Raw genomic sequence first — 22,489 nt, forward strand, 5'->3', positions numbered from 1 at the left:
ATTGAGCAGTCGACACGGCGGCGGCCCGGCCCAACGCCGTGTCGACCCTCCAATCACGCGTGTCGACCCTCCAATCACGCGTGTCGACCCTTCAATCACGCCGCGGGTGTGAGGTCTGGCGAAGAGTCCTGCCTCACTGGCCGGGGCGCGGCAGAATGCCCCCATGCTTGAGTCGACCGAACACGCCCTGCTCCGCCGGATCGCCCACGAGCAGGCGGCCTGCCGGGCTCCCTCGCTCGTCGCCGCCGTCGTGCGCGACGGGGAGATCGTCTGGTCCGGGAGCCGCGGGCGCGTCGGCGACCGGGCGCCTGGCACCGACACCCAGTACCGGCTGGGCTCGATCACCAAGACCCTCGTCGCCACCGCCGTCATGCGGCTGCGCGACGAAGGCCTGCTCGACCTCAACGACCCGCTCGAACAGCACGTCCCGGGCACGCCCTTCGGCGCCGCCACCGTCGCCCAGCTGCTGTCGCACACCTCCGGCCTGACCTCCGAGTCACCCGGCCTGTGGTGGGAGCGCACTCCCGGCGCCGACTGGGACGCGCTCGCCGGGAGCCTCGCCGACGGCGCGACCAAGCACCGGCCGGGTGCGAAGTTCCACTACTCGAACGTCGGCTACGGCGTGCTCGGCGAGCTCGTCTCACGCCACCGCGGCAAGGGCTGGCTCTCCGTGCTCGACGAGGAGGTCCTCGGCCCGCTCGGGATGACCCGCACCACCCCGCACCCGGTGGGCGACCACGCGCAGGGCTTCGCCGTGCACCCCTTCGCCGACGTCCTCCTGCCGGAGCCGAGCCCGGACGCCGGCGCGATGGCCCCCGCCGGGCAGCTGTGGTCCACCGCCACCGACCTCGCCCGCTGGACGGCGTTCCTCGGCGGCCACGGCGGCGGCGTGCTCGCGCCGGAGACCATCGAGCAGATGCGGATGATGGTCACCGTCGACGACACCGACGTCTGGACGACCGGGTTCGGCCTCGGCCTGATGCTCGTGCGCTACCAGGGCCGGCGCTTCGCCGGGCACACCGGCTCGATGCCCGGCTTCCTCGCCGTCACGCTGGTCGACCCGGTCGCGCAGACCGGCGCGCTCGTGCTCACGAACTCGACGTCCGGCGTCGGCATCACCCAGCTCTGCCTGGACCTGATCACGACGACCGACGAGCGGGAGCCGCGCCTGCCGGCCGAGTGGCAGCCCTCGGCCGTCGACCCCGGGCTGCTCGCCCTGACCGGGCTCTGGCACTGGGGCCCGACGCCGTACCACCTGCGCATCCAGGGTGACGGGCTGCTCCTGCTGGCCCCGGCCGAAGGCGCCGGGCGCAGCTCGCGCTTCCGCGCCACCGGCCGCGACACCTACGTCGGCCTCGACGGCTACTACTCGGGCGAGACGCTCGAAGTGGGCCGCGACTCCGACGGCGTCGCCACGCACCTCGACCTCGCGACGTTCGTCTTCACCCGCACGCCGTACGACCCGGCCGCGCCGGTGCCGGGCGGCGTCGAGGGCTGGCGCTGAAGGCTGGCGCTGATCCACCGGGTCCCGCTCACACCCCCAGAGCGGTGGTGAGCGGGACCCGGACGAACCTCGTTCGCCGGAAATTACCGGCGGCGCGGGCGTCCGGGAACCGTGTTTTTACCCCCACGGCCCGGCACGGAAAGCCGCCGGTCGGACGAGCCGCCTAGAGTCGGAAGCGGGCGTCCCAGCGCCCGGAACACCCCAGTTCCCACATAGCGGGCACTGGCGAACCGCTATCACCAGCCGCATCCCGACCTGAGAGACTGGCTACATGACCGACGCTGAGTTGACCATCCCCGCAGACCTCAAGCCGGCCGACGGCCGCTTCGGCTGCGGACCGTCGAAGGTCCGCGCCGAGCAGCTGAGCGCCCTGGCGGAGTCCGGCTCCACCTACCTCGGCACGTCGCACCGGCAGAAGCCGGTCAAGTCCCTCGTCGGGCGCGTCCGGGCCGGGCTGTCCGAACTGTTCTCCCTGCCCGAGGGCTACGAAGTGATCCTGGGCAACGGCGGCACCACGGCGTTCTGGGACGCCGCCGCGTTCGGCCTGGTCCGCGAGCGCTCGCAGCACTTCACCTACGGCGAGTTCTCCTCGAAGTTCGCCAGTGTCACCAAGGGCGCGCCGTTCCTGGCCGACCCGATCGTCGTCAAGGCCGACGCGGGCAGCGCCCCGGACATCGCCTACGAAGCCGGCGCGGACCTGGTCGGCTGGGCGCACAACGAGACGTCGACCGGTGTCGCCGTTCCCGTCCGCCGCCCCGAGGGCAGTGACGGCGCGCTCGTCGCGATCGACGCCACCTCCGGCGCGGGCGGGCTCCCGGTCAAGGCCGAGGACTTCGACGTCTACTACTTCGCGCCGCAGAAGTCGTTCGCCGCGGACGGCGGCCTGTGGATCGCGCTGGCCTCGCCGGCCGCGGTCGAGCGCATCGGCGAGATCGGCGGCGGCGACCGCTGGATCCCGGAGTTCCTGTCGCTGACCACCGCGCTGGACAACTCCCGCAAGGACCAGACGTACAACACCCCGGCCGTCGCGACGCTCTTCCTGCTCGCCGAGCAGATCGAGTGGATGAACGGCCAGGGCGGCCTCGAGTGGACGACCGCGCGCACGAAGGACTCGTCGTCGCGGCTGTACGAGTGGGCCGAGAAGACGAGCTACACCACGCCGTTCGTGAAGGACCCGGAGCTGCGCTCGCAGGTCGTCGGCACGGTGGACTTCGCCGACGAGGTCGACGCCGCCGCGGTGGCGAAGGTGCTGCGCGCCAACGGGATCGTCGACACCGAGCCGTACCGCAAGCTGGGCCGCAACCAGCTGCGCGTCGGCCTGTTCCCGGCCATCGACCCGGACGACATCACGAAGCTCACGCAGAGCATCGAGTACGTCGTCGAGCGGCTCGGCTGACCGAACGCCGAGCTAGACGTCCGTGAGGGCCGCGTCGAGGGACTCCCTCGGCGCGGCCTTCGCTTTGTTCAGGCGACGGGCGGCGAACGCGGCGAGGACCAGCAGCGCCAGGCCGAACAGCTCGTAGGACTCGGTGGCGAGCCACCAGCCCACCGACGGCGCCGGGCGCGGCGCGAACCACATCGGGCCCCAGGTGAACAGCGTCAGCCCGGCCACCACGACCGCGCCCGACCACCACGTCACGGCCCGGTCGGTCCGCCAGGCGCGGACACCGTAGTAGCCGGCCAGGACCAGGATCGGCACGCACCAGGTCCAGTGGTGGGTCCACGAAATCGGCGACACCAGCAGCCCGCCGAGCGCGCACGCGGTCAGCGCGAGCACCGGCTCGCCCGCCCGGACGATCACCACCGCGACCACGGCCATCACGGCGAGCGCGGCCAGCAGCCACACGATGTTCCCCGCGGTTTCCGACAACCCGAGCCGCGTCACCAGGCCTTTCAGCGACTGGTTGCCGACGTAGTCGACGCCGCCGATGCGGCCCGCGTCGAAGACGAGCTTCGTCCAGTACGTGAAGGACGCCGACGGCCGGACCAGCCACAGCAGCGCCCCGGCCGCGACGAACCCGGCGACCACCCGCGCGGCCGACTTGAAGTCGCGGCGGAACAGGAAGTAGACGACGAAGACGGCCGGCGTCAGCTTGATCGCCGCGGCCACGCCGATGAGCAGGCCCTTCGTCCGCTTGCGGTCGCCGGGGAGCAGGACGTCGAGCACGACCAGGACCATGAGCAGGGCGTTGATCTGGCCGAAGCCGAGCGTCGAGCGCACGGGTTCGAGCAGCGCCCCGGCGAGCTGAGCACCGATGGCGACGAGGGCCGCCACCGCGCGGCCGGTGACCTTCGACGGGTCGGTGAGCGAACCGTTGAGCGTCGCGACGTAGAGGTAGGCGACGACACCGGTCGCGACGATCGAGGCGATGCTGACCAGCTTCATCGTCACGGCGAAGGGCAGCAGCGTGCCGGGCAGGAACACGGCCGCGGCGAACGGCGTGTAGGTGAACGGCAGCAGGATCTGGTGCGTGGTCGGCACCCAGGCGTCGTACGGCGAGCCGTGGCCGGCCAGCGCCTCGGCCCCGCCGAGGTAAACCTCGAGGTCCAGGCCGTCGAACCGCTTGAGCACGAGGACCAGCACGACGGCGGCGACCTCGAGCACGAGCAGCGCCCCCGCGAGCTTCCGCCCGGACCAACCCGACACTTCTACCCCCACTCAGCCAGGCCCCGACCGGCCGAGATTACCGGGCGCTCAGCGGCAGCCGCGCACCGGCAACCGCACTGACCTGGCGTTCACGGGTTGTCAGCAGCAGCTGTGCATCGGCAAGCCGGTCACCGACCTGGCGTTCACCGTGGTGCCCGCCGCCGCCTCGACGTCGGCCAGCATCCGGTCGAGCGCCGCGCGGTCGAACACCCGCCCCGCCGCGACCACCGTGTCGATCCGGCGGACCGCGCGGATGTCGGCCACCGGGTTCGCGTCGAGGAGCACCAGGTCCGCGACCTTGCCCGGCGCGATCGTGCCCGCCGTCGCGGCGCGGCCGAGGAACGCCGCCGCGTCGCGGGTCACCACCTGCAGCGCCCGGTGGGGCGACAACCCCGCCTCGACCAGGTGGTCCAGCTCGTCGTGCAGGCCGAAGCCCGGGAAGACGTACGGGTTCAGGCAGTCCGTCCCGCCGAGGAGGGTGACGCCCGCCCGGTGCGCCGCGCCGGCGAGCTCGACCTGCGCGTGGAAGTAGGCCTCCTGCTGCGCGATCTCGGTCGGTGTGACCGGTGCGCGGGTCCGCAGCTGCTCGACCCAGACGTCCCGCACCGCGCGCGGCACGTACTTCAGCCGCGGGTCGTGCGCGAACGTGTCCGCCGGCGAGCACATCACCCGGTTCACGACCATCGTCGGGGTCAGCCGGGTTCCGTTGTGCGCGAGCCTGCCGAAGAACTCCCGGGCGCGCCACGGGCTGTAGGCCTCCGTCGCCTGCCGGTCCAGCTCGCGGGCCGTGGTGAAGAACGTCCGCGGGTGCGCCGGGTCGAACGGCGTCCCGGCGAGGGTCGCGAGGATTTCGTCCCGGCGCGCCGACGTGTAGACGGGGACGCCGAAGAGGTGCTCGAAGCTGCGCTGGCCCGCGTCGCTCGCCACCGGCTGCGAAACCCGGTACGGCCAGTGCCCGGCGAAGGGCAGCCCGGCGCGGCGGCACTCGTCGGCGATCGCGGCGAACGCCTCCGCGCCCAGGTACGAGTACACCTTGACGAAGTCCGCGCCTTCGGCCTCGGCGGTCCGCACGGCCGCGCGTGCCTCCTCCGCCGTCGCCACCTGCGTGACGGGTGGTCCGAGCAGGGACACCGGGCCGTCGATGATCGAGCTGCCCATGACGACCCGGGGGCCGGCCAGCTCCCCGCGGACGATCTTGTCGCGCACCGCGCGGTTCTCGGCGTAGCCCCACATCTCGCGGATCCCGGTGACGCCGTTGGCCAGGTACAGCGGCGGGAAGATGGCCTCGTAGTCGAGGCCGTGCGTGTGCAGGTCCCAGAGCCCGGGCACGAGGTACCGGCCCCGGCCGTCGACGACCTGGACTCCGTTCAGGGGCGGCAGTTCCGCGGCCGGCCCCACCCAGGCGATCCGGTCCCCGACCAGCACGACCGCCGAGTGCGGGGCGGGCTGGGCATCGGTGCCGTCGACGACGGTGGCCCCGAGCACGACAACGACATCCGAACCGGCCGCGGCGGCCTCCTGGGCGAAGACCGCGGGCACGACCCCGGCGGCGGCGAGCCCCGCACCGGCGACCGCCAGCCACCGGAGGAAGTCACGCCGGTTCGCCTCGACCCGCTCCACGGCGGCCCCCTATCGCTCGGGTTGGGGGCCCCATTCAACCCGCCGGACGGCGGGTGCGAATCTTCCAGCGTGCGCTCTTCGCGCTGCGCACGCTCGGAGGTATGTCCTGGTGTGCAGGCTCCTGGCCGCTTTCACGGGGAAAGTGACGGATCGGGTCAGGCCAGCGCCTGCGTCGGTGCCAACCTGGCCGCTCGCACCGCCGGGTAAGCCCCCGCGATCGCCCCCACCAAAGCCGCCACACCGACGCCGCCCGCCAGCGTCGCCCACGGCAACACCGCCGGCCACCCCTGACTGAGTGCGTAGCCCGCCGTCACCAGCACCCCGGCCAGCACCCCCGCGAGCCCACCCAGCCCCGACAACAGCACCGACTCGGCCAGGAACTGCCCGCGGATCTGTCTCTTCGTCGCCCCGAGCGCCCGGCGCAGGCCGATCTCACGCCGCCGTTCGAGCACCGAAATCACCATCGTGTTGGCCACCCCGACCCCGCCGACCAGCAACGCCACGCCGCCGAGTCCCAGGAACAGTGCGCTGTACGTCGTGTCCGTCAGCTTCTGCGCCGCCAGCGCGTCCGACGGGCGGCGGACCTCGACCTCGTTCGGCGCCTGGGGGTTCAGCGTCGCGCCCAGCACCGAGCGCACACTGTCCACTTGGGACTCCTTTGCTCGGACGTACACAGTGGACGGATGGCCGTCGAACCCGAGCAGCCGCTTCGCGACGTCCCAGCCGACCAGCGCCGATCGCTCGATCTCCGGGGCCAGCGGCATCGGCGCGAGGATGCCGACCACCGTGAACCACTGCGTCCCGATCAGCACCTGCGGCGGCCGGGCCGGGTCGACGTGGTCGATGCCGAGCCGGGCCGCGGCCTGCGCGCCGAGCACCGTCACCGGGTAGTCCTGGTTGCCCGCCGCCAGGAACGCTCCCACCCGGACCTTCCCGCCGAGCACACCCAGCAGGTCCGGCTTGGCGGCGAACACGGCGAGCCCGGACGTCTCGTCCGGCGCGATCTTGTCGCTGCGCCGCACACTCGCCGACGTGTTCCCGGTGCCGCTGGCCGCCTCCACCGGCCCGATCCGCTTCGCCATCGGGACGGCGTCGTCCGGCAACACGGCGTCGACCCCGAACAGCGTCTGCCCCGGCCCGGCGGTGAGCAGGTTCGTGCCGAGCGCGGCCAGCCGGTCGTGCAGGGCCTGCGCGCCGGACGCCGGGATCGCCAGCACCGCGACCATCGCCGCGACGCCGATCGCGATGCCCAGCGCGGAAAGCACCGCGCGCACCGGCCGCGTGCGCATGCCGTGCGCACCGAGCGCGACGACGTCCGGTGGCTTGAGCCGGGCCGGTTCCGGCAGTGTCACCAGCGTCATCGCGCACCCACCAGACCGGTGTCGAGCCGCAGCCGGCCGTCGAGCAGCTCGATCCGGCGCGGCATGCCCGCGGCGATCTCCCGGTCGTGGGTGATCACGACGATCGTGGTGCCGTCCGCGGACAGCTCCCCGAGCAGCCCGAGCACGGACGCGCCGGTACCGGTGTCGAGGTTGCCGGTCGGCTCGTCGGCCAGCAGGATCGACGGCTCGTTGACGACCGCCCGCGCGATCGCGACGCGCTGGCGTTCCCCACCGGACAGCTCGCCGGGCCGGTGCCACGCCCGGTGCCCCAGCTTGACGCGGTCGAGCGCCACCAGGGCCCGCTCGCGCCGCCGTCGCCGCGGTACCCCGGCGTAGAGCAGGCCGGTGCACACGTTGTCCACCGCACTCATCCCTTCGTCGAGGAAGAACTGCTGGAACACGAACCCGATCCAGCGCGAGCGCAGCGCGGAGACCTTGCGGTCCGGCAGCGCGGCGACGTCGTGGCCGTGCAGCTCGACGCGCCCCGACGACGGCCGGTCGAGCGTCCCCATCAGGTGCAGCAGGGTCGACTTGCCGGACCCCGACGGCCCGACGATCGCGACCATTTCTCCGTCCTCCAGCGAAAGTGAGACTCCGTCGAGCGCGGCGACCCCGCCGGGGTAGGTGCGCGTGACGTCGTCGACGCGCAGCACGGGCGTCACGACGTCGTCACCACCCGCATGCCCGCGGTCAGGCCGGCGCCGGTGACCTCGACCTTGCCCCCGCTGAACAGTCCGGTTTGGACACCGATCAGCCGGCGCTGGCCGTTTTCGTCGACCTCGACGGCATAACCGCCTTCGGCGAGCGCGAGCAGCGCGCCGACCGGGACGGCGAGCACGCCGGAGTGGACGTCCTTGGTGAAGCGGACGGTCGCCGGCGCCGAGTCGAGCGAGCCGGCGACGGCGGGGTCGTCGAGCCGGACGCTCACGGTGATCTTGGGCTTGCCGTCGTCCTGGCCCGCCGCATCCTTGCCCTCGACGGCGGACTTCCCGACGTCGGTGATCGTGCCCGCCGTCGTCTTCCCGTTGATCGTCACGGACGCCTTCGCACCCTGCTGCGCGAGATCCTGCTTCGCCGCGTCGAGCTTCACCTGCACCGAGCGGACGGTCCCGGTCGTCTTGAGGACCTCGCCCTGCGCGGGCGAACCGGGCTTGGCCGACACCGCCGACACGCGGACCTCGCCGGCCGCGAGCACGACGTCACCCTGGCCGAACGCGCCGGTCTGCTCCAGCCCCAGCGACTTCTGCCACTTCTTCAGCGCGGCCGCCGTCGCGGAGGTGAACTTCTTGTCCGGCGTGCCGAAGCCGCCGAACCCGCACGCCTTGAGGTTCTCCTCCAGCTGCTTGACGTCGGCGCCGTCGTCCGCGCCCGCGGCGAGGTCGCGGTAGAACGGCAGCGTGCCGTAGAACAGCGGCACCGGCTTCGCGTCCACGCCGTACACAGGCTTGCACCGGGTGATCGTGGCGCCGGCGTCGGGCAGCGACGTGATCGTGCCGGGCTTGCGGCCGGCGACGGTCGATTCGTCGCCGTAGCCGAGGGTGCCGTCGGCCTCTTCCTCCTCGCTGAGGTCGGTCTTGACGACTTCGGCGGTTTCGACCGCCGGCGGCGTCGCTTCCTTGATCGGCGTCGCGCTCGACACCCGGGTCAGGATCACCACCGAGCTGGTGCCGAGCACCACGACGAGGACGGCGCCCGCGACGAACCAGCGCGTCCGGCCACGACGGCGGGCCTTGAGGTGGGTCACTTCGTTCGCGTCTTGAATGGTCACTGCCCGCCCTCGGAACTGCGGCTCATGCCGAGCCCGCACGCCTTCGCGGCGGCTTCGAACTTCTTCGGGTCGTCGCCCGCGCCACCGATCCGCGTCGCACCCTTGCCGCTGGGGTCGGGGTCCGGCATGTCGATGCCGTGCTCGCGCATGCACTTGGCGTCCTTGCGCATCTTGTCGAGCTCCTCGGCACTCGGCGGCTTCATCTCGCCGCCGTTGGGCATGAGGCTCTTGCACGCCTTCTGCGCGGTTTCGATCTTCGACGCGTCGGCGCCGTCCCCGCCCAGGGTGATCGCCATGCCGCCGCCGTCGCCGGCCGGTTTCGGGTCGGGCATGTCGACGCCGTGCTCGCGCATGCACTTGGCGAAGTCGCGCATCTTGTCTTCGTCGCTCTTGCCGCTGGTGTCGGCCGCCGTGGGCCCGCCCGACTTCGGCGGCGTCGAGATCGAGGCGACCTTGCCGCCGTCGTCCCCCTTCGCGCCGCAGCCCCCGAGCAGCAAGGCCGCCCCGAGCGCCGCGACGACGATCCGTGTCCGCATGGCTCGCTCCTTTCGTGTCCTGATGGGTGCCAGGTCTACGGATCGGGGCATTCGGGCGCGCTAAGCGACGTCGCTTATGCGGTCCTTATGGCCTCCCTGCGCAGACTGGGCGGGTGCGCGTGCTGGTGGTGGAGGACGAACGGCTGCTGGCCGACTCCGTGGCTGAGGGCTTGCGGCGGTTTTCGATGGCCGTCGACGTCTGTTACGACGGCGAGCAGGCCCTGGAACGCGTCGGCGTCCACGGCTACGACGTCGTGGTCCTCGACCGCGACCTGCCGAAGGTGCACGGCGACGTCGTCTGCGCCGCGGTGGTCAGGGCGGGCGGCGAGGCGCGGGTCCTGATGCTGACCGCGGCCGCCGACGTCACCGACCGCGTCGCAGGCCTGGGCCTCGGCGCCGACGACTACCTGACGAAGCCGTTCGCGTTCGCCGAGCTGGTCGCCCGGGTGCAAGCGCTTTCGCGGCGCGCGCGGCCCGCGTTGCCGCCGGTGCTGGAACGCGACGGCGTCGTGCTCGACCTGCCGCGTCACCAGGCCGCCCGCGACGGCCGGTTCCTGCTGCTCTCGCCGAAGGAGTTCGCCGTGCTGGAGGTGCTCATGCGGGCGGAGGGCGCGGTGGTCAGCGCCGAGGTCCTGCTGGACAAGGCGTGGGACGAACACGCCGACCCGTTCACGAACGCGGTGCGCGTCGCGGTGATGACGTTGCGCCGGAAGCTCGGCGACCCGCCGGTGATCGGGACCGTGCCCGGCGCCGGCTACCGGTTCGGCACGCCGTGAACACCGTGAACGCCCTGTCCGTCCGGACGAAGCTCACGGCCTGGTACGGCGGGCTGTTCCTGCTCGCCGGGCTGGTGCTCGTCGTCATCAACTACCTGCTGGTGCAGAGCACGCTGCCCGACCCGGCCCGGGTCGCCTCGTCGACGATCGGCTCGGCCGACCTGACCTACGGCATCCCGGCCGGGACGGTGGGGGGTTCCCAAGGCGTCGCGGTGCGGCTGCTCAGCGGCTCGCTGGAGGACTACCGCTCCTCGACGCTGTCCACGCTGCTGGTCGGCTCGGCGATCGCGCTGGTGGCGACGGCGGCGCTGGCCGTGCTGTTCGGCTGGCTGATGGCGGGCCGCGCGCTGCGGCCCCTGCACGACATCACGTCGGCGGCGCGGCGGCTCGAAGCGGGCAAGCTCGACCGGCGGATCAACCTGGAGGGCCCGCCCGACGAGCTGAAGGAGCTGGCGGACACGTTCGACGGCATGCTCGACCGGCTCGCCGAGTCGTTCGACAGCCAGAAGCGCTTCGTCGCGAACGCGTCCCACGAGCTGCGGACGCCCCTGGCGGTGCAGCGGACGCTGGTCGAGGTGGCGATGGCCGACCCGGAGGTGTCGCCGGAGCTGCGGAAGCTCGGCACGCACCTGCTGCACACGAACGAGCGCAGCGAGCGGATGATCGAGGGCCTGCTGATCCTGGCCCGCAGCGACCGCGGGCTCACCGCGCGCGCCCCGGTCCGTCTCGACGAGGTGGTGGCGGCGGTGATCCGGTCGACGTCCGCGCAGGCGGCGTCGGCGGGGGTGAAGGTGGAGACGCGGCTGCGGCCCCGCGTCGTGGCGGGCGACCCGGTGCTGCTCGAGCGGCTGGTGACGAACCTGCTGGTCAACGCGATCACGTACAACGCTTCGGGCGGCTGGGTGTACGTCGAGGTGCGCGGCGACCCGGCGCTCGAGGTGCGGAACTCGGGGCCGGTGGTGCCGCCCGAAGCCGTGCCGACGTTGTTCGAGCCGTTCCGCCGGGTCGGTTCGGAGCGGACCGGCGACACGCGCAACGCGGGACTGGGGTTGTCGATCGTGCGGTCGGTCGCCCAGGCCCACGGCGGCTACGCGGAGGCCCAGCCCGGCCGGCGCGGCGGACTCACGGTGACGGTCCGCCTGCCGCCGTCATGAGCGGCCGGCCGGGCGCGAGTCCGATGGGTGGCCGCACGCGATGAGGTGCGGGTAGGCAGCCCCGCCGGCGGTGTGTCTTGAATGAGTCATTCAGGGCGTGGGAGGTCCTGAATGACTCATTCAAGACGTTGGGCCGGGGCACCGCACCCGTCGAGCGGCGCGCCGGCACCCGCAAGCCGCACGGCCACACTCGGGACTCCGCCGCCTTCTTGATCCACTCGATCGTGACTGACCGTGTCCGGCGTGTCACCCGGCGGCCGCCGACCTGGGTGATCCATGATGCGGACGTCGCGAATTGAACAGTGGGCAGTTCTGCACGGACTCGGCGCGCCTCGCACGTCAAGCCGACGCGCCGTTCTAACGTGGGCACCCACAACGGTGAAGCATCGGGGAAGGCGAACAATGCGCACGCTTCGAGTAGTCGGGCTACACGAGGACGGTAAGTCCATCGTGTGCGAAGACTCGGCGAGCGGTACGCGCTTCCTCCTCCCGGCCGATGAAAGACTGCGCGCGGCGGCGCGGGGTGACCTCACCCGCCTCGGCCAGATCGAAATCGAGTTGGAGAGCCAGATGCGGCCACGCGAGATCCAGGCGCGAATCCGCGCCGGCGAGTCAGTCCAGCAGGTGGCGAGCGGCGCCGGTATCTCGGAGCAGCGCGTCGAGCGCTACGCCTACCCCGTGCTGCTCGAGCGGTCCCGGACCGCCGAGCTCGCACAGAGCGCCCACCCGGTCCGCGAGGACGGCCCCGACGTGCAGACGCTCGGCGAGGTCGTCGCGTACGGCTTCGGCGTCCGCGGGCACGACTATTCGCAGGCCACCTGGGACTCCTGGAAGGGCGACGACGGCCGCTGGGTCGTCGTGCTGCGCTGGAAGGCCGGCCGGTCGGACAACCGCGCGCACTGGGCGTTCTCGCCCGGGGCGCACGGCGGCACGGTGATGGCGCTCGACGAGAACGCCGAAGTCCTGCTCGACCCGAACGCGTACCGCGCACCCCGCACGGTCCGCGCCCTCGACCCGGCCCGCGACGCGGAGTTCCAGCCGACGCTGGACTCGGTGCCGCCACAGGACCACGCCGAGCTGCCGGCCGCCGAGCCGGACCCGGACGACGACACCCGCGAGATCCCCCGCGTCCCGGCGGATCCGGAAGAGGAAACGGCGTCGGATCAGCCGCGGCCGAAGGCCAAGAAGAACCACCCGATCGTGCCGTCCTGGGAGGACGTGCTGCTCGGGGTCCGCTCGCAGCGCGGCTGAGTCCTACTCGACCAGCGCCGCGAGCGTCTTCGGGGCCACCAGGCGGTAGGCCTCCCGGACGATCCGGTCGATCTCGCCCCAGTCGACGTCGACGTCCAGCCGCACGCCCAGCCAGCCGCGGTGCCCGACGTACGCCGGCCGGAAGAAGCGCCCGGGCTCGGTGCGCACCAGCTCCTCCTGCGCCCCGGGCGGCGCCGGGCACCAGAAGGCGAGCCTGCCGTCGCCGTGGTGGTCGTCGGCGAACATGACGAACGTCTTCTTGCCGCGCACGAACCACGCCGGCGACCCGTGGCTGAGCCGCTCGGTCGCTTCGGGCAGGGCCAGGCACAACTTCCGCAACGCGTCGAGCTGCCGCATCCCGCCAGGTTACGATGTCACGCTGAGGGAGGGATCGGTCATGCAGCGTGACAGTCGATGACAACACCCAGGCCCCGCGCCGCCGCGGTGAGCGGGGCACCCGGCCGGGAGCAGTGGTTGCGCAACCACCTCGAAGGCCGTGACGAGCTGTGGGTCAGCGTCCGGCACGCGAAGCTGCCGCCGGCCCGGATCGCCGAGATCGCCGGCGGCGAAGGCCTGACCACCGTCGCGCACTTCGCCGATCCCACCGACCTGATCCTGCTGCTGCGCCGCCCGTCGGCACCGCCACGCGCGCCGGGGAAGTTCCGGATGTCGTTCACCGGCTTCCTCGCCCCCGCGGTGTGGGTCCTGCTGTGCTTCGGCGGCAGCGCCATCACGGCCGCCGTCACCGGAAACGAACGCCTCTTCGCGATCGGCTTCTCCCTCACGCTGCTCGGCGTGCCCCCGCTGTTGTGGGTGCTGCGGATCTTCCCCCGCTCGGCCCGCGTCGGCTGGCTGGCGAAGGAGTTCACCGGGAAGAACAGCGTCAGCTTCTTCTCCGGCCAGTTCGACGTCTCCCCCGAGCTGCTCCGCCAGATCGCCGGCTACCACGGCTACGCCTTCCGCTCCCAGACCCGGACGCGCGCCCAAGGCACGCTCGTCACCTACGTCCGGTACCGCTAGAAGGCGATCACCAGCACGCCGACCCACGCGATCACGACGCCGCCCGCCGCGCCGTACGCGGCCCAGCGCAGGATCGGGGTGCGGCGGATCAGCCACAGCGACGGCGTGATCCCGGCCGTCACGACGACCGACGCCGCGAGCGCCAGCCAGCCGCTGGTCTCGCGGGCCAGCGTCGAAGCCAGCGCCAGCATCGCCACCACGACCACGGCCGCGATGAACGCCGAGACGGTCAGCCCGGTCAGCCACGGCGTCGGCTCCCCGGGCGGGCCCGCCGGCCCGAGCACCGTCCGGACGAACTTGTGGCCGGGCGCCTCGGCCCGCGGAGCCGGTTCGACGACCGTGTCGGCGCCGGTCACCGGGTCCACGAACCGCACGGTCGTGCCCATCACCGAGGCGAGCCGGCCGGCCAGCTGACGGCCGCGCTGCGAGACGACCGCGCCCGCTTCGGCCCCGGAATCGGCGGAGACCGCGGACGCGACGCGCGCCCATTCGTGCAGGGCCTGTGCGAGGTCCGAACCGATCGCGAGCTTGTGCGGGTCGACCTCGCGCGCCTGGTCCCCGCCGGGTCCGGCGAGCACCGCGCGCTCACCGCGGATCCGCAGCTCCATGGTGTCCCTTCGCGCCGGTTACGCCTCGAAACCGAAACCTTAGTCGGCCCTCGCCAGTTCGTAGAAGGCCACGGCGGCGGCCGTCGCGATGTTGAGGGAGTCGACACCGGCCGGCATGGGTATCCGGACCGCGTGATCAGCCGCCGCCAGCGCCGTTTCGGTCAGCCCGGGACCTTCCGCGCCGAACAGCAGCGCCACCCGCCCTGGTGCGTGCGCCCGCAGTTCGCGCAGCGGGACCGAGCCCGGCCGGGGCGTGAACGCGGCGACGGCGAACCCGCGCGCCCGGAGGTCGTCGAGCCCGCCCGGCCAGTCCGTGAGGTGCCCGAACGGCACGCGCAGGACGTGACCCATCGACACGCGCACGCTGCGCCGGTAGAGCGGGTCGGAACAACCGGGTCCGAGCAGCACGCCGCCGACGCCGAGCGCGGCCGCGTTGCGGAAGAGCGCGCCGAGGTTTTCGTGGTCCCCCACGCCTTCGAGGACGGCGATCGTGCCGGCGTCCGCGACGACTTCGGAAACCGTCAGCGGCGCCGGCCGGTCCGCGACGGCGAGGATCCCGCGGTTGAGGTGGAAGCCGACGACATCGGCCATCGTCTCCGCCGAAGCCGCGTACTGCGGCACGTCCGTCCCGGCGAGGTCGTCCGCCAGCTCGGCGAACCGCCGTTCGACGCCCAGCAAAGCCCGTACCGGATACCGGGACGCCAGCAGCCGGGACACCACGACGGTGCCTTCGGCGATGACGAGTCCCTTGCCGCCCGGGCGGTCCGGCCGGCGGTCCGCTGTGGACAGGTGCCGGAAATCGTCGACCCTCGGGTCGTCCCGGCCGTCGATGTGGATCAGGCCCATCCGCCCAGTCTTTCATCCGCTTGCCGGGCGCTTCACTGGTCCGAACGTCCGGCCGGGAGTGCGGCAAACGGGTTCTTTTTGCTGTCGGTTAACTCGTCGTGACGGAGAGCACCAGTTTGGCCGCTAGCCCGGTTGCATCGGCTGTGTAACGGTTGTCCGCCAGGACCTGAAACACGTCCTAGTTCCGCGTCAACGAAAAGCAGGGATGGTCATGGGGATGGACCTCGCGGCGCAACCGTTCAACACGCTCGACCGGGGACGGTACCGCCGCAAGGTGCAGCGCTGTCTCGACACGTTGGCCCGCATGCTCACCGACGGCAGTTTTTCGTTCCCCCGCAAGAACATCGGCCTCGAGGTCGAGCTGAACCTGGTCGACCGCGAGCTGCGCCCGTCGATGACGAACACCGCCGTGCTCGAAGCACTGGACGACCCGTCGTTCACCACCGAGCTGGGTCAGCACAACATCGAGCTGAACGTGCCGCCGCGGCCGCTGGCCGGCGATTCGGCCCTCCAGCTCGAAGACGACCTCCGCGCGTACCTCGCGACCGCGGCGTCGAAGGCCCGCGACACCGGGTCGTCGCTGGCCATGATCGGCATCCTGCCGACGTTGAAGCACGAGCACTTCGACCAGAAGTGGCTCACCAACAAATCCCGGTACGTCACGCTGAACGACCAGATCTTCGCGGCGCGCGGCGAACGGACCGTGCTGGCGATGGAAGGCGCGCCGCTGCCGGGCCAGCAACCGGAACGCCTTCGCAGCTATGCGGAATCCATTCTTCCGGAAGCCGCGTGCACGAGCGTGCAGCTGCACTTGCAGGTGGCGCCGGAGGAGTTCGCCGCGCACTGGAACGCGGCCCAGTGCCTGGCCGGGCTGCAGATCGCGCTCGCCACGAATTCGCCGTTCCTGCTGGGCAAGGCACTCTGGCAGGAGACGCGCATCCCGCTGTTCCTGCAGGCGACCGACACCCGCCCGGAAGAGCTGAAGAACCAGGGCGTGCGGCCGCGCGTGTGGTTCGGCGAGCGCTGGATCACGTCGATCTTCGACCTGTTCGAGGAGAACGTCCGCTACTTCCCCGGCCTGCTCCCGGAAACCGACGTCGAAGACCCGATCGAGGCGCTCGACGCGGGCCAGGCGCCCAAGCTCACCGAGCTGCGCATGCACAACGGCACCATCTGGCGCTGGAACCGCCCGGTGTACGACGTCGTCGACGGACTGCCGCACCTGCGGATCGAGAACCGGGTGCTGCCGGCCGGGCCGACCGTCGTCGACACCGTGGCGAACGCGGCGTTCTTCTACGGCGCCCAGCGCGCGCTCGCCGAGGCGGAACGCCCGGTGTGGAGCCAGATGTCCTTCCAGGCGGCGGAAGAGAACCTCTACGCGGGCGCGCGCCGCGGCTTCGAGGCGCAGCTGTACTGGCCGGGCATCGGCTGGATCCCGCCGGACGAGCTGGCGCTGCGCGTGCTGCTCCCGCTCGCCCACGAGGGGCTGCGCCGCTCCGACGTCTCCGACGAAGCCCGCGAGCGCTACCTCGGGATCATCGAGCGCCGTTGCCTCGCCCGCCGGACCGGGGCGACCTGGCAGCGCGACTACGTCCTGCGCGCGCAGGAAAGCGGGCTCGACCGCGAGGCGGCGCTGACCCGGATGCTCGGGCGCTACCTGGAGCTCTCGGAGGCCGGTGAGCCGGTGCACACCTGGCAGCTGGACGACTGAGCGCTAGCCTGGGTCGATGCCGAAGATTCTCGGTGAGTCGCTCGAAGCGCACCGGCGTGAGGTGCGGACGCGGGTCTTCGAAGTCCTGCGCGCCCAGCTGTACGAACGCGGCTTCGACGCGATCACGCTCGCCGGGGTCGCCTCGGCCGCCGGCGTGGGCCGGACCGCGCTGTACAACCACTTCCCCGACAAGGAAAGCCTGCTCGTCGCGTTCGTCGAGGACGAGGCGGCGCGGTACGTCACGCGGCTGACCGAAGCCGTCGAGGCCCACGCCGACCCGGTGGACCAGCTCGCCACGTTCGTCCGGCTGCAGCTGCGCGTGCTGGCCGAGTACCACATGCCGCCGGGCACGGCGCTCGCGTCGGCGCTGGCTCCCGCGGCGTACCGGCGGATCAGCGCGCACGCCGACCCGATCACCGACCGGCTGCGCGCGATCCTGGCCGGCGGTGTCGACCTGGGGCGCTGGCCGGCCGAGGACCCGGACGTCCTGATCCCGATGATCACCGCGGCGCTGGGCAACCGGACGCTGGTCGACGGGCCCCCCGAGCAGCTCGGCGACGTCGTCGAAGCGGCGGTGCGATTCGTGCTGCGAGCGGTCGGAGCCGCGATTTAGGGTAGCCTAACCCGGAGAAATGCCCTACGATCTTTCTGACAGCGTGTCAGATCGATCGCCGGGAGGCCTGCCCATGTCGGTGACCACGGATGCCCGCCCCTTCTCGGCGACCCTGCGCGCGTCGACTCTCCAGGTGCACGAGAAGGCCAACTACTCGACGTACATGCGCGCCCTGCTCGGCGGCGAGCTGACGCAGGAGGGCTACACCCAGCTCGCGATCCAGTACTACTTCATCTACGGCGCGATCGAGGCGGCGAGCGACCGCATGGCCGGCCACCCGGTCGGGGGCGAGTTCGTGTTCGACGAGCTGCGCCGGCTGCCCCACCTCGAGCGCGACCTCGCGCACCTGGCCGGCCCGGACTGGCGCTCGACGATCTCCCCGCTGGAGTCGACGCGGGCGTACGTCGCGCGAGTCGGCGAAGCGTCTTCGTGGGCGGGCGGGTACGTGGCGCACCACTACACGCGCTACCTGGGCGACATCGCGGGCGGCCAGGCGATCCGGCGGCTGCTGGAGAAGAAGTACGACGTCGCCGAGGCGGGCACGCTCTTCTACCACTTCGAGGGCATCGGCAGTGCGCCCCGCTTCCGCGACCTGTACCGCGCGAAGCTGGACAACGCGCCGTGGGACGAGGCCGAGCGCGCGCGGGTGATCGACGAGACACTGGTGGCGTTCGAGTGCAACGTCGCCGTGTTCGAGGAGCTGGCTTCGAGGCTCGACGAGTACCGCGCCTGAATGATCGTCGTCACAGCTCGTTGACCTCTACTTAGGTCCAGGTAGCAGGCTCGGTTTCGAGTGGCGGACCCTCGGGTACGCCACTGACGAGCCCGTCGTCCCACGCAGTGACGACCACGCGCCCCCGCTCGCCGCGAAGGAGCGTGTGCTACTAGGTTCGGTACAGGAAACTTGTGTCGAAGACAGAAGGAGGGCCAATGGCCCGCTACGAGCTCCCCGATCTCGACTACGACTACAGCGCGCTCGCGCCGCACATCTCGGGCGAGATCAACGAGCTGCACCACAGCAAGCACCACGCGACCTACGTCAAGGGCGCGAACGACACGCTCGACAAGATCGCGGAAGCCCGCGACGCCGGCAACTTCGGTGACATCGTCGGCCTGCAGACCACGCTGGCCTTCCACCTCGCCGGCCACGCGAACCACGTCGTCTGGTGGAAGATCTTGTCGCCCGAAGGCGGCGACAAGCCGACCGGCGAGCTCGCGGCCGCGATCGACGAGGCGTTCGGCTCCTTCGACAAGTTCAAGGCGCAGTTCACCGCCGTCGCGACGACGATCCAGGGCAACGGCTGGGCCGCGCTCTCCTGGGACCCGATCGGCAAGACGCTGATCACCCAGCAGCTGCGCGACCACCACAACAACCTGGTCCTGCCGACCGTGCCGATCCTGCTGGTCGACGTCTGGGAGCACGCGTTCTACCTGGACTACAAGAACGTGAAGCCGAAGTACGTCGAGGCCCTGTGGAACATCTACAACTGGGCCGAGATCAGCAAGCGCTTCGACAACGCCGTCGCCGGCGGCAACGGCCTGCTGCTCGGCTGAGCTCTTCCGGCACCAACGGGGTCCTCCTGCACGGGAGGGCCCCGTTTTTCGTCGACGGGTGAAATCGCTTGACCTCGAGTGCGGTCGAGGTGTGAGAGTTGAGCCATGGACGTTGACGCGTATCTGGCGCGACTGGGGGTAGACCGGCCCGCGGCCGCCGACCTGGGGACCCTGCGCCACCTGCAGGAACGCCACCTGGCCGTGGTCCCGTTCGAGAACCTGAGCATCCACCTCGGCGAGCCGGTCGAGCTGACCGAAGCGGCGTTGACCGACAAGATCGTGCGGCGCCGGCGCGGCGGTTTCTGCTACGAGCTCAACGGGCTCTTCGCGGCCCTGCTGCGCGAACTCGGGTACACGGTTTCGCTGCACGCGGCCCAGGTCTTCCGCCCGGACGGCACGCTCGGCCCGCCCCTGGACCACGCGGCGATCATCGTTTCCCTGGACGAGCCATGGCTGGTCGACGTCGGCTTCGGCCGGTTTTCCCGGCACCCGCTGCGACTGTCCGGCGTGGACGCCCAGGCCGACCCGGACGGCGAGTTCCTGCTGCTGGACGGACCCCACGGCGACATCGACGTCCTGCTGGACGGCAAGCCGCAGTACCGCCTGGAGCGCCGCCCGCGGCCCCTCGCGGACTTCGTCCCGATGGCGTGGTGGCAGGCGACGTCCCCGGAGTCCCATTTCACGAAGTCGCTGACGTGCTCCCGCCCGACATCCCAGGGCCGGGTGACGCTGTCGGGCGACCGTCTGATCGAGACGGTCGACGGTGTCCGGCACGAGGTCGTGCTGCCGACGGAGGCCGCGATCCGGATGGCGTACCGGGTCTACTTCGGCCTCCCGCTGACGCGCCTGCCGACGCCACCGGGTGAGAGTCCCTTGACGAGCGGTGCGCTCAGCCCGACACTGCCGTGAATGACCACGGCCGGGAATGAACGAAGCCCCGGCCTGGGGTTCCCAGGGCCGGGGCTCCGTCCGTTCCCGAACTGACTGCCGCTCCCACCACGAAGCGGACATGTATGAGGTTAGCCTAACCTCACCTCTCAAACAAGAGGCTCGACAGCGAGACCCGGATCTCACTCGTTCGAGTGATGCTCCGTCGCAGCTACAGAACGGGCTCCCTCGATCACGTTTCGTCACGCCGGGCGGAGGCCATCCGCAGCTTGATACTGCCCAGGCAGCGACGGTTGCACTTCACCCACGAGAGCGACAACCGGCGCAAGCAAATCCTCGACGTCATCGCGGAATTGCATCCGGCGGTCACGATCTAGGACGCTTCGGCACACGACCGCAGGCGGCAGCGCGAGGCCTGTCTCAACGGTCTGATCGCCGACCTCTCGGCCACCGGCGCGCGAATGCTCGTCATCGAGACGGACGAATCCGTGCTCGAACTCGACCGGCGGATCCTTTACCGGTCGACCCGGCTACACGGCTGCGAGGCACTGGAATACCGCCACCACCGCGCACACGAAGAGCCATTGCTCGCGATCCCCGACGCACTGGCCTGGTGCTGGCAACGAGGAGGCCCGTGGAAAGCACGAGCGAAGGACTTCGTCGCGGACATCAAGACCGTCTGATGCCGGAAACGCGAAACCCGGCCCGCCCACCGTCCGGAAGGCTGCCGGGTCCACTTCGCCCGCCTAATGGCGGGTGCGAGGTCACTCTACAGCCTCCCGCTCCGAGCAGCCAAGACAGCCGCTAGACCTTCGCCCGCTTGAGCACCCGGAGCCCGAACCCCCGCTGAACCGGCCACGAAACCCCACCCCGCCGAATCAGCACGATCGCGCACACCACCGCGGCCAACGCCGAAACCGCCCCGCCGATGTAGAACGGAGACCGCCCGCCGAACGCCTGTGCCATCCACCCCACCATCGGCCCGCCGATCGGGTTGCCGCCGATGAGCACCAGCACGTACAGCCCCATCACGCGGCCGCGCATCTCGGGGCTGACCGAGGTCTGGACCAGCGCGTTCGCCGTGTTGAGGAACGTCATCGTGGCGAAGCCGAGCGGGATCAGGCCGAGGCCGAACGTGAGGTACGTCGGCATGAACGCCGTGATCAGCTCGAACACGCCGAGGAAGAACGCCGACACCAGCATCAGCCGCACCCGTGGCCGGCCCTTCGTGCCGCGGCGGGCCGACATGATCGCGCCGGTGAACGTGCCCACCGCGACCAGCGTCGACAGGAGCCCGTAGCCGTCGGCCGCGGTGTGGAACACGTTCGCCGCGACGATCGGGAGGGAGCTGAAGTACGTGATGCCGAACGTGCTGACGAACAGCACCAGCACCATCACCGTCATCAGGTCCGAGCGCCGCCGGACGTAGCGCAGGCCCTCGGCCAGCTGCCCCTTCTCGCGCGGGACCGCCGCGACGCGGAACAGCTTGTCCGGGTTCATCAGGACCAGCCCGGTGATCACCGCGACCGTGCTGACCGCGTTCGCGATGAACAGCCAGCCGGTGCCGATCCAGGTGATCGCGAACCCGGCGATCGCCGGCCCGACGATCCGCGCCATGTTGAAGATCGACGAGTTCAGCGCGACGGCGTTCGCGATCTGGTCCCGGCCGACCATTTCGGCGACGAACGACTGCCGCGTCGGCACTTCGAGCGACGCCGTGATGCCGAGCGTGAAGCACAGGACGTAGACCTGCCACAGCGCGACGAGCCCGGTGATGTCGAGGACGCCGAGCACCACGGCCTGCGAACACGCCGCGGCCTGGATCCAGGTCAGCAGCCGCCGCTTGTCGACGCGGTCGGCGAGAACCCCGGCCCACAGCGAAAGGAACAGGGTCGGCGCGAACTGCAGCGCCACCGCGATGCCGAGGGCGATCGGGTTGTTGCCGCTGAGGGTGAACACCAGCCAGTCCTGGGCGATGCGCTGCATCCAGGTGCCGATGTTCGAGATGACCTGGCCGGTGAAGAACAGCCGGTAGTTGCGGACCCGCAGCGACGCGAACATGCTGCCGCGCTGGGATGGTGGCGAGGCGGACGGCGGTGGCGCCGTGTCCCGGGTAGCAGTGGTCTCGATGGAACGTTCGATTTCGCTACCCGTGGCCGTCACCGTGGTTAGTTCCCCGCCATCCTGTCTATGATTTCGGCGGCTTTCGAGAGCACTTCGCGCTCTTCGTCGCCGAGTTCCGCCAACTGCCGGTCCAGCCACGCCTCCCGCACGGAGATGGCCTTCTGCACGTAGGCCAGTCCGCTGTCGGTCAGCTCGACGATGGCCTGCCGGCCATCGGTCGGGTGCGGGCGCCGCTCGACGAACTGCATCTCCTCGAGCGCGGCGATCACCCTCGTCATCGAGGGCGGCTGGACGCCTTCCTTCGCGGCGAGCTGACCCGGGGTCAGCGCACCGCACTTGTGCAGGGTGGACAGCGCGGCGACCTGCGTCAACGTGAGGTCGTCCCCGACGCGCTGTGCCCGCAGCCGGCGGTTGAGCCGGACCACCGCGAGACGCAGACGGCTCGCCAAGGAGCGTTCGTGCGTGTCGCCGGACATATAGTTAGCAT

At 71.2% G+C, this 22,489-nt stretch carries 23 protein-coding genes; 12 read left to right on the top strand and 11 right to left on the bottom strand.

What is annotated here, in order from left to right; translation table 11 throughout:
- The first annotated feature begins 163 nt into the window (after nucleotides 1-163).
- Both QQ657_RS16320 and serC read left to right on the top strand, forming a co-directional pair.
- Entirely contained in the window at nucleotides 164-1,504 is a 1,341-nt protein-coding gene (locus QQ657_RS16320; RefSeq protein ID WP_284742982.1) for a serine hydrolase domain-containing protein, read from the top strand.
- Between the two features lie 271 nt (nucleotides 1,505-1,775).
- Nucleotides 1,776-2,900, top strand: a complete 1,125-nt coding sequence (serC, locus tag QQ657_RS16325; protein WP_284742983.1) for a phosphoserine transaminase — start codon at nucleotides 1,776-1,778, stop codon at nucleotides 2,898-2,900.
- A gap of 12 nt (nucleotides 2,901-2,912) precedes the next feature.
- Here the strand turns inward: serC and QQ657_RS16330 are convergent, their stop codons facing one another.
- The 6 genes from QQ657_RS16330 to QQ657_RS16355 all read right to left on the bottom strand — a co-directional run bounded on the left by QQ657_RS16330 (nucleotide 2,913) and on the right by QQ657_RS16355 (nucleotide 9,457).
- Nucleotides 2,913-4,151: a glycosyltransferase 87 family protein gene (locus QQ657_RS16330; RefSeq protein ID WP_284742984.1), complete on the bottom strand. Its 1,239-nt coding sequence runs from the start codon at nucleotides 4,149-4,151 to the stop codon at nucleotides 2,913-2,915.
- 99 nt (nucleotides 4,152-4,250) lie between these two features.
- Nucleotides 4,251-5,771, bottom strand: coding sequence for an amidohydrolase family protein (locus QQ657_RS16335; protein WP_284742985.1), 1,521 nt, complete (start codon nucleotides 5,769-5,771; stop codon nucleotides 4,251-4,253).
- A 155-nt stretch (nucleotides 5,772-5,926) separates the two neighbouring features.
- Nucleotides 5,927-7,132, bottom strand: a complete 1,206-nt coding sequence (locus QQ657_RS16340) for an ABC transporter permease (protein ID WP_284742986.1) — start codon at nucleotides 7,130-7,132, stop codon at nucleotides 5,927-5,929.
- Complete coding sequence (locus tag QQ657_RS16345) at nucleotides 7,129-7,815, bottom strand: ABC transporter ATP-binding protein (protein ID WP_284742987.1); 687 nt, start codon at nucleotides 7,813-7,815, stop codon at nucleotides 7,129-7,131. Before QQ657_RS16345 ends, QQ657_RS16340 begins: the two co-directional genes overlap by 4 nt.
- The gene (locus QQ657_RS16350) at nucleotides 7,812-8,921 is read right to left on the bottom strand and encodes a peptidoglycan-binding protein (RefSeq protein ID WP_284742988.1); all 1,110 of its coding nucleotides are present in this window, start codon (nucleotides 8,919-8,921) and stop codon (nucleotides 7,812-7,814) included. The genes QQ657_RS16345 and QQ657_RS16350 overlap by 4 nt, the downstream gene beginning before the upstream one ends.
- Complete coding sequence (locus tag QQ657_RS16355) at nucleotides 8,918-9,457, bottom strand: hypothetical protein (protein ID WP_284742989.1); 540 nt, start codon at nucleotides 9,455-9,457, stop codon at nucleotides 8,918-8,920. Before QQ657_RS16355 ends, QQ657_RS16350 begins: the two co-directional genes overlap by 4 nt.
- 113 nt (nucleotides 9,458-9,570) lie before the next feature.
- On the opposite strand from QQ657_RS16355, the gene QQ657_RS16360 reads away from it, so the two are divergent.
- The 3 genes from QQ657_RS16360 to sepH all read left to right on the top strand — a co-directional run bounded on the left by QQ657_RS16360 (nucleotide 9,571) and on the right by sepH (nucleotide 12,638).
- Nucleotides 9,571-10,233, top strand: coding sequence for a response regulator transcription factor (locus QQ657_RS16360; RefSeq protein WP_284742990.1), 663 nt, complete (start codon nucleotides 9,571-9,573; stop codon nucleotides 10,231-10,233).
- A gap of 5 nt (nucleotides 10,234-10,238) precedes the next feature.
- Entirely contained in the window at nucleotides 10,239-11,387 is a 1,149-nt protein-coding gene (locus QQ657_RS16365) for a sensor histidine kinase (RefSeq protein ID WP_284742991.1), read from the top strand.
- A gap of 402 nt (nucleotides 11,388-11,789) precedes the next feature.
- The gene (gene sepH / locus QQ657_RS16370) at nucleotides 11,790-12,638 is read left to right on the top strand and encodes a septation protein SepH (RefSeq protein WP_284742992.1); all 849 of its coding nucleotides are present in this window, start codon (nucleotides 11,790-11,792) and stop codon (nucleotides 12,636-12,638) included.
- A 3-nt stretch (nucleotides 12,639-12,641) separates the two neighbouring features.
- Here the strand turns inward: sepH and QQ657_RS16375 are convergent, their stop codons facing one another.
- Nucleotides 12,642-12,995: an MmcQ/YjbR family DNA-binding protein gene (locus QQ657_RS16375; protein WP_284742993.1), complete on the bottom strand. Its 354-nt coding sequence runs from the start codon at nucleotides 12,993-12,995 to the stop codon at nucleotides 12,642-12,644.
- 57 nt (nucleotides 12,996-13,052) lie between these two features.
- On the opposite strand from QQ657_RS16375, the gene QQ657_RS16380 reads away from it, so the two are divergent.
- Complete coding sequence (locus tag QQ657_RS16380; protein WP_284742994.1) at nucleotides 13,053-13,658, top strand: hypothetical protein; 606 nt, start codon at nucleotides 13,053-13,055, stop codon at nucleotides 13,656-13,658.
- Here QQ657_RS16380 and QQ657_RS16385 read toward each other — a convergent pair.
- Together QQ657_RS16385 and QQ657_RS16390 are read right to left on the bottom strand one after the other, a co-directional pair.
- Entirely contained in the window at nucleotides 13,655-14,266 is a 612-nt protein-coding gene (locus tag QQ657_RS16385; protein WP_284742995.1) for a DUF2537 domain-containing protein, read from the bottom strand. The two genes, QQ657_RS16380 and QQ657_RS16385, sit on opposite strands and share 4 nt — an antisense overlap.
- A 39-nt stretch (nucleotides 14,267-14,305) precedes the next feature.
- Nucleotides 14,306-15,112: a TrmH family RNA methyltransferase gene (locus tag QQ657_RS16390; protein WP_284742996.1), complete on the bottom strand. Its 807-nt coding sequence runs from the start codon at nucleotides 15,110-15,112 to the stop codon at nucleotides 14,306-14,308.
- 211 nt (nucleotides 15,113-15,323) lie between these two features.
- Here QQ657_RS16390 and QQ657_RS16395 point away from each other — a divergent pair, with 211 nt between their 5' ends.
- The 6 genes from QQ657_RS16395 (at nucleotide 15,324) to QQ657_RS16420 (ending at nucleotide 20,561) form a co-directional block, all read left to right on the top strand.
- Nucleotides 15,324-16,823 (top strand): glutamate-cysteine ligase family protein, encoded by a 1,500-nt coding sequence (locus tag QQ657_RS16395; protein ID WP_284742997.1) that lies wholly within the window; start codon nucleotides 15,324-15,326, stop codon nucleotides 16,821-16,823.
- Between the two features lie 16 nt (nucleotides 16,824-16,839).
- Nucleotides 16,840-17,436, top strand: coding sequence for a TetR/AcrR family transcriptional regulator (locus QQ657_RS16400; RefSeq protein WP_284742998.1), 597 nt, complete (start codon nucleotides 16,840-16,842; stop codon nucleotides 17,434-17,436).
- 73 nt (nucleotides 17,437-17,509) lie between these two features.
- Nucleotides 17,510-18,169 (top strand): biliverdin-producing heme oxygenase, encoded by a 660-nt coding sequence (locus tag QQ657_RS16405; protein WP_284742999.1) that lies wholly within the window; start codon nucleotides 17,510-17,512, stop codon nucleotides 18,167-18,169.
- Nucleotides 18,170-18,366: 197 nt separating this feature from the next.
- Nucleotides 18,367-18,990 (top strand): superoxide dismutase, encoded by a 624-nt coding sequence (locus tag QQ657_RS16410; RefSeq protein ID WP_247017949.1) that lies wholly within the window; start codon nucleotides 18,367-18,369, stop codon nucleotides 18,988-18,990.
- 105 nt (nucleotides 18,991-19,095) lie between these two features.
- On the top strand, nucleotides 19,096-19,899 hold the full coding sequence (locus QQ657_RS16415; RefSeq protein ID WP_284743000.1) for an arylamine N-acetyltransferase family protein: 804 nt from the start codon (nucleotides 19,096-19,098) through the stop codon (nucleotides 19,897-19,899).
- A 440-nt stretch (nucleotides 19,900-20,339) separates the two neighbouring features.
- Nucleotides 20,340-20,561 (top strand): hypothetical protein, encoded by a 222-nt coding sequence (locus QQ657_RS16420; RefSeq protein WP_284743001.1) that lies wholly within the window; start codon nucleotides 20,340-20,342, stop codon nucleotides 20,559-20,561.
- Nucleotides 20,562-20,682: 121 nt separating this feature from the next.
- On the opposite strand, the gene QQ657_RS16425 is transcribed toward QQ657_RS16420, so the two are convergent.
- On the bottom strand, nucleotides 20,683-21,939 hold the full coding sequence (locus QQ657_RS16425; RefSeq protein WP_284743002.1) for an MFS transporter: 1,257 nt from the start codon (nucleotides 21,937-21,939) through the stop codon (nucleotides 20,683-20,685).
- A 107-nt stretch (nucleotides 21,940-22,046) separates the two neighbouring features.
- Nucleotides 22,047-22,478 (bottom strand): MarR family winged helix-turn-helix transcriptional regulator, encoded by a 432-nt coding sequence (locus QQ657_RS16430; RefSeq protein WP_284743003.1) that lies wholly within the window; start codon nucleotides 22,476-22,478, stop codon nucleotides 22,047-22,049.
- Between the last annotated feature and the right edge of the window lie 11 nt (nucleotides 22,479-22,489).

It is taken from the genome of Amycolatopsis ponsaeliensis (assembly GCF_030182635.1).
GTDB lineage: Bacteria > Actinomycetota > Actinomycetes > Mycobacteriales > Pseudonocardiaceae > Amycolatopsis > Amycolatopsis ponsaeliensis.